The following is a 6,392-nucleotide window of genomic DNA, read 5'->3' as shown; positions in this document are numbered from 1 at the left end:
ACCCGCTTTGATAGCCGCCAGCACGAACTCTTCATGGGTTGGCCCCCACGAAGTGACCAGAATCGCCTGCACTTCTGGCGCGTTAATCAAATCATGCGCGTTGTCATAAATCTCCGCCTGAATTCCCAGATCTTTAACGATCTGTTCGCAGTTGCTGCGGTTAATGTCATTCAGCGCCACTACGCGTGAATGTTGCAGCACCTGGCTACAACGACGAATGTGTTCGCGACCAATCGCGCCCGTGCCGATTACACCAATATTGAGCGTCATAGCGTGTTCCTTAATTATTCAGATAAGCAATGCTGGATTGGATTTCCTGAGCAATCTGTTCTTCGCTCCAGCTATCCATTACGGAAGAAAACGGTTCAAAGGCGTAGATGCCGCGATAGCCCATCTCTTCCAGACGTTGCACTTGCTGTTTCGATTTCAGCAGATCGTCGGCGCTGAGCATGATGCGCTCTTCGTCGGTTAACTGATGTGTTGGGCGCGCATCGGTGACGCCAGAAAGATGCACCAGCCCGATGTTATTGACGTCGACGCCGCCGGCAAAGTCTTGCTCCGCGCCTTCGTACAAGTGGTGGTGAAAAGTATCCAGCACGATTTTGAACGGCACGCCGGCTTGCTTGATCAGCTGTTGTGCCAAAGCCGCAGAACGCAGCGAGCTTTGCGGGAACCCGAGCGGCTCAACCAGAGCAGCGATGCCATATTCGGCGAACAGTGGCGCGAGCGTTTTTAACGCATCGACAGTTTGCTGCTGGGAAATAACCGTGCCGTCATTCAGTGGGCAAAGTACTAACGCTTTAGCACCGGTTTCACGCGCAGCGTTTAATAAAGCGCGCGTCTTCTCCAGCACCTCATCGGTTAATTGGTTAAACGGATAAACCGCATTAATCGTTTCGATGGTGAACGCATGTTGTTCAGCCAGCTCACGCACGGCCTCACCGGATAAATGATCAGTTACGCTGCCACTTTTCATATCATTGCGGATTTCGACTTTATTTAACCCCAGCTTTTCAACCAGCGAGAAAAAACGCTCGAGACTAAGATTAGGCGCGATTTTACGATTAACGCAGAGTCGGTCATGGCTTATTTTGTAGGTCATGGTGTGTTCTATCCTGAAAGAGTAATATTATTTACTTTCTGTTTTGTTGTGACGCGTCGATATGTTGCGATAGTAAGCGATGTCGTTTTGCTGCTCTGCCAGAACTTTGATTGATTTACATCAATGCAACATCATTTATACAACTCATGGAAGTAGTGCTCGACCTGCTCCAGGCTGCGCCCTTTGGTTTCCGGGATGGTGCGCAACACGAACATCGATCCACCAATACCAATCACCGCAAAGGTTAGGAAGGCTCCAGCAAGGCCAAATGCCGCCAGCAGCAACGGGAACGCCATCGAAATGGCAAAGTTCGCCATCCACAGCGCAAACACCGCGCCGCCCATACAAATGCCGCGCATACGCGCCGGGAAGATCTCAGAAAGCAACAGCCAGGTAACCGGCGACAGCGCACCTTGCTGGAAACACAGAAACATCAACATACCCGCCAGCACCAGATAGGCGCGCAGCAGATTGACGTCGCCCGCCGAATGATACTCCGGCATGAAGAAGCACACCGCCGCGATAAAGAACAGGCATGCGGTGCAGCCCATCTGTCCAACCAACACCAGTGGACGACGGCCGATTTTGCCGATCATCCAGATACCGACCAGCGTCATCAGCACTGAAATCACGCCGTTAGCGATGGTGGCGAACAGCGCGGCATCGTTGCTCAAGCCGGTTGCCGTCAGCATGGTCGGCGCGTAATACATGATGGTGTTGACGCCGGTCAGCTGCTGAATCGCCGCAATACCGATACCAAGCAAGAACACTTTGCGCAGCCACGGCGTACGCAGATCGCGCAGGCGGCCTTTGCCCTGTTGCCGGTTCTCTTCGATGGTTTCTTCGATCTCTTCCAGCTCCCAATCGACGTCATCCGCCGCGCGGGTTTTCTCCAGCACTTTGCGTGCTTCGTTGTTGTTACCGCGCATCACGTGCCAGCGCGGGCTTTCTGGCATAAAGATCATGCCAAACCACAGCAAAACGGCGGGCACAGTTGAGATGGCGATCATCCAGCGCCATGTGTGCTCTCCGCCCCAGATTTCGTTGAAAGTGGCATTGGACACGTACGCCAGCAGCTGCCCCGAAACAATCATCAGCTCCTGCAAAGTCACCAGTTGGCCTCGCTTGTTGGCCGGTGCGATTTCCGCGATATACACCGGCACCGTGGCCGCCGCGCCACCCACGGCGATACCCAGGAACAGACGTGAAGCGATCATTGAGATGACATCCGGCGCAAATGCCGAACCGATAGCGCCAAGGGCAAAAATAAAGGCGAGGGAAATAATGATCTTGCGACGTCCCAGCGCATCCGCAAAATGACCGGCAAGCAGCGCGCCAAAAGCGGCGCCAAATAGCAGTGAACTGGTGACTAATCCGGTGGTGAATGGCGTGAGTTGCAAATCGTCACGCATAAATAGCAAAGCACCCGATACCACGCCGGTATCGTAGCCAAACAATAATCCACCCAGCGTGGCGACCAGCGCGATTATTTTAACAAACGGCTCGGTGCGCGTGGTGCTATTCGGGCCGGAAGCCGTGTTGGTGGATATATAAAGTTCTCTTTCCATAATACCTCCTGGTAAAAAATGCATAAGGAAATACGGCAGAACAAAACAGAAGGCTCACGCTAACGGCATTTTTATTTCATGTTAATTTTTATTTGGGGTTTGTTTTCCGAAATGTGAGTTCAAGCATTTTGGTGTTTTTATTTTGATGGAATTGCATCAGGGGGATATTTTATTTAGGCAGGATTTATAACGGTAATTTAAAAGGTCGCCATGAATGGCGACCCTACGTGTAAGGTGATATTAACTCCGTAGGGACGCCATTTATGGCGACCGTCTATATGCGTATTTCGCATTAACATTGCCGAATTATAGATTTGTAAAATTCCGCTCGTGCAATAGCATTGATTTCTTTGGTTTTCCCCTGCCGTCTCGCCAACTGGATCATCACCTTCATGCGCAATATGCAGTCGCGTTGCCTATCCCTGAACGACTTCGAGAAGTACGCCAAACGTCATCTGCCGCATCCGCTGTTCGCCTATGTATCTGGCGGCGTCGAGGACAATATCGCGCTGCGCAACACGCTGGCTTCTTATGCGCGCTACAGCCTGATCCCGGAAAACATGGTGGATGTATCGCAACGCAACATTGGAGTTGAGCTGTTTGGGCAAAGCTACGCGGCGCCGGTTGGCATCGCGCCAATGGGTATCTCGGCGTTAACCGGTTTTGATGGCGATTGCACTCTGGCGCGCGCGGCGAAAGAGAAGAACGTGCCGTTTATCATGAGCGGCTCATCGCTGACGCGGCTGGAAGAGGTGGCGCAAGTGAATCCCGACATGTGGTTTCAAGCGTATCTGCCGAAAACGCTGGAGGAGATTGATGCGCTGATCGATCGCGTTAAGCGGGCCGCGATTCCGGTGCTGGTGATCACCGTGGACACGCCGGTTAAAGCTAATCGGGAAAACAACGTGCGCGCTGGATTCGCTACACCGTTCCGCCCTAGCCTGCGTTTGGCGTGGCAAGGCATCACGCATCCGCGCTGGTTGACCGGAACCCTGCTAAAGACGCTGCTGAAAAGCGGCATGCCCTATTTTGAGAACAATAATGCGCAGCGTGGCGCGCCGCTGTTCTCGAAAAACGCGGTGCGGGATTTCAGCGGCCGCAGCCACTTAACCTGGCTGCATATCGAACATATCCGCGCGCGCTGGCCGGGCGCGATGGTGATTAAAGGCATTCTCAGCCGTAACGATGCGCTGCGCTGTAAAGCCATCGGCATCGACGGCATTGTGGTGTCTAATCATGGTGGACGACAGCTGGATACGGTGATTCCGCCGCTTTATGTGCTGCCGGAAATCGTTGCAGCAGCCGGTGAAATGACGGTGATGTTTGATAGCGGAATTCGACGCGGCACCGACGCCATCAAAGCTATCGCGTTGGGCGCAAAAGCCTGCTTTGTTGGGCGGCCGTTTAATTATGCTTGTGCGGTGGGCGGTTTAGCGGGCGTTAATTTGGCCATCGATTTGATTACCAGCGAGGTGAGCCGCGATTTGGGCATGTTAGGTGCGGCTTCGCTGGCGGATTTAGGGGAGAAGCATTTGCGGTTGATTGGTTGATGGTCGCCATGAATGGCGACCCTACGGACAATCATCGGCGGCGCGGCAGCGAAACCAGCAGCAGGCCAAACACAATCAGCACCACGCCGGCAAAGCTGCTCCAGCGGAAGGTTTCTCCTAATATTGGCAAGGAAATCGCCGCCAGCCAGACCAGCACATAACTCAAACTGAGCAGCGGATAGAGCCGATTAAGTGGCAGATGACGCAGCGCCAGCATCCAGCACAACATCGACAGCGCGTAAGCGCCAAGGCCCATCGCCAACAGCAGCAGCGGTTTGATGTGCTGCAAACTGAGCAATGCGCTCAACGGCGGGAAATCCAGCATCGCCATTCGCAAAACCAGCTGCGCCAGTGATACCAGCAACACGCTGCACAGCGCCAGCATCACGCCTTTCATAGATGACTTCCCATCAGCGCCACACCGGCAACAATCGCCAGCGTGCCAATCCATTGCTGTAGGCTGTAGGTTTCGCGCCAGATCAGCCGCGCGGCGATAGCCACCAACACAAAGTTCAGACTGAGCATCGGATACGCCACACTCACCGGCACCACGCGCAGTACCGCCAGCCACAGCAACATGCCGATACCCAGCAGCATGATGCTGAGCGCCAGCCAAAGCATCCCTTTTTTGATACCGAGATGAGCCGCCTGCTTCTGACACAGCTGGGCGGCACAGCTCAGCACGCTAACCAGTAAAATCAGCAGCAGATTCATGGTGTGGCATTGTAGCCGTAATAAACCAGGCGGCCCTGACGATAGACATCATCCGGTTCCGGCAGGTTTTTATCCGGCGTTTTGTCGCTGGAATTCATCATCAGCACCAATGAAACCTTGCCCTGACGGCGATGAACGCGTAGCCAGTCGGCAAAGTCATCTGCATCAATGTAGTGTGACTGCGCATCCGGATAGCTCAGTCCGTATTGCAACTCACCTTTGGCATCATAGAAATTGATGTCACTGCGCTGCAGTTCCCAGGCCACCGCCGATGCCACGCCAGGATTGTTGGCCAGCAGATAACGACTATCCGCCAGCTGAACGTGCACCGCACTGACAAAACTCTGTGGCTGCTTGGAATCGCGCACCTTCTGCGGAATGGCAAAACCGACCAGTAACGCCAGCGCCAATGGGCAAAGCGCGGCTAACTGCCAGCGACCGTTCTCCGGCTTGCGGCTCAGCCAACCCATCACGCCCCATCCGATAAAGGAGAGCGCCGCACAGATTACGCCAACAATCTCTTCGCTGCTGTACACCGGACGATGCGAAATGCCCCACGGAGCTAGCACCACCAGTAACACGATTGCGGTAATCGCTCCGAACAGCAGGTTGATCCAGCCATTTACCTTCAGCGCTTTCATCACCTGCGCCGAACCGCTGTGCGCGTAATGCGCCATTAGCAGCGCCAGCGGCGCGAAGCACGGCAAAATGTAGGTCGGCAATTTGCCTTTAGCGATGCTGAAAAACAGCAGCGGCAGCAGCACCCAGCTCAGCAAATAAATCGGTCCGGCTTGCTGACTGCGCTGACGCCACGCGCCAACCAGCGATCCCGGCAGCAGCGCCAGCCACGGCAAACAGCCCGCCAGCAGCACCGGAATGTAATACCAGAATGGCGCTTTGTGTTGTGCATCCGATTCGGCGAAACGCTGAATATGCTCGACCCAGAAGAAGTAGTGCCAGAAATCCCCTTCCTGCTGATTAATCGCCAGCGCCCACGGCGTGCTAAGCAGCACAGCAACCACAATCGTCAGCGGTCCCCAGCGCAGCAGTTCCATAAAGCGGCGTTGCCAAATGGCCCACGGCAGAATCGCAAACACTGGCACCGCCAGCGCGAGAAAGCCTTTGGTCATAAAGCCCATCGCGCACGCCGCGCCCAGCAAAACATAGCCGCATAAGCGTTGCCGCGTGGTGCTGGCCTGCGACGCCAGCCAGTAACTGCACATCGCGGCGACCAGCCACAGCATCAGGATCGGATCGAGCACCGCGTAAGTGCCGACGCCGTACACCAGTAGTGAAGTCAGGAAAATAACGCTGCCAGTCAGCGCGACTTGGCGGCTGGCAAACATCTGCGTGCCGAGCCAGAAGACCAATACTGCGCTTAACGTGGTGCTAAAAATCGATCCAGCGCGCACGCCAAAGTTTGTGTGACCAAACAACCATTGGCCAATGTTATTGACC

The 6,392-nt window shown here is 54.6% G+C and carries 7 protein-coding genes; 1 reads left to right on the top strand and 6 read right to left on the bottom strand.

Features of this window, described 5'->3' with window-relative positions; all coding sequences use genetic code 11:
- From RTY00_RS17745 to RTY00_RS17735, 3 genes are all read right to left on the bottom strand, one after another.
- Window positions 1–270: Gfo/Idh/MocA family oxidoreductase (locus tag RTY00_RS17745; protein ID WP_312665313.1), on the bottom strand; the 270-nt coding region annotated here is incomplete at its 3' end.
- 10 nt (window positions 271–280) lie between these two features.
- Window positions 281–1,102 (bottom strand): TIM barrel protein, encoded by an 822-nt coding sequence (locus RTY00_RS17740; protein ID WP_312665312.1) that lies wholly within the window; start codon window positions 1,100–1,102, stop codon window positions 281–283.
- A gap of 131 nt (window positions 1,103–1,233) precedes the next feature.
- Window positions 1,234–2,670 carry a sugar porter family MFS transporter gene (locus RTY00_RS17735; protein ID WP_008106285.1) on the bottom strand — a complete coding sequence of 479 codons (1,437 nt, stop codon included), beginning with the start codon at window positions 2,668–2,670 and terminating at the stop codon, window positions 1,234–1,236.
- Between the two features lie 341 nt (window positions 2,671–3,011).
- Between RTY00_RS17735 and RTY00_RS17730 the strand changes: the two genes are divergently transcribed.
- Window positions 3,012–4,220 carry an alpha-hydroxy acid oxidase gene (locus RTY00_RS17730; protein ID WP_312665311.1) on the top strand — a complete coding sequence of 403 codons (1,209 nt, stop codon included), beginning with the start codon at window positions 3,012–3,014 and terminating at the stop codon, window positions 4,218–4,220.
- 31 nt (window positions 4,221–4,251) lie between these two features.
- Here the strand turns inward: RTY00_RS17730 and arnF are convergent, their stop codons facing one another.
- From arnF to arnT, 3 genes are all read right to left on the bottom strand, one after another.
- A complete protein-coding gene (gene arnF / locus RTY00_RS17725; protein ID WP_312665309.1) occupies window positions 4,252–4,617 on the bottom strand; it encodes a 4-amino-4-deoxy-L-arabinose-phosphoundecaprenol flippase subunit ArnF in 366 nt (121 codons plus the stop codon).
- Window positions 4,614–4,934: a 4-amino-4-deoxy-L-arabinose-phosphoundecaprenol flippase subunit ArnE gene (arnE, locus tag RTY00_RS17720; RefSeq protein ID WP_154191368.1), complete on the bottom strand. Its 321-nt coding sequence runs from the start codon at window positions 4,932–4,934 to the stop codon at window positions 4,614–4,616. Before arnE ends, arnF begins: the two co-directional genes overlap by 4 nt.
- Window positions 4,931–6,392 (bottom strand): lipid IV(A) 4-amino-4-deoxy-L-arabinosyltransferase (gene arnT / locus RTY00_RS17715; protein WP_312665308.1); only part of this gene is annotated, 1,462 nt, incomplete at its 5' end. The genes arnT and arnE, both read right to left, overlap by 4 nt.

Source organism: Pantoea sp. CTOTU49201 (assembly GCF_032054795.1).
In the GTDB taxonomy this organism is placed as follows: domain Bacteria; phylum Pseudomonadota; class Gammaproteobacteria; order Enterobacterales; family Enterobacteriaceae; genus Pantoea; species Pantoea symbiotica.
The sequence above is the reverse complement of the archived record's forward strand: the minus strand, read 5'-3'. Positions and strand labels throughout refer to the sequence as shown.

Coding starts and splice junctions, on each gene's coding strand:
- RTY00_RS17740 (WP_312665312.1), bottom strand. CDS start 1,102: ATGACCTACAAAATAAGCCATGACCGACTCTGCGTTAATCGTAAAATC.
- arnE (WP_154191368.1), bottom strand. CDS start 4,934: ATGAATCTGCTGCTGATTTTACTGGTTAGCGTGCTGAGCTGTGCCGCC.
- RTY00_RS17735 (WP_008106285.1), bottom strand. CDS start 2,670: ATGGAAAGAGAACTTTATATATCCACCAACACGGCTTCCGGCCCGAAT.
- arnF (WP_312665309.1), bottom strand. CDS start 4,617: ATGAAAGGCGTGATGCTGGCGCTGTGCAGCGTGTTGCTGGTATCACTG.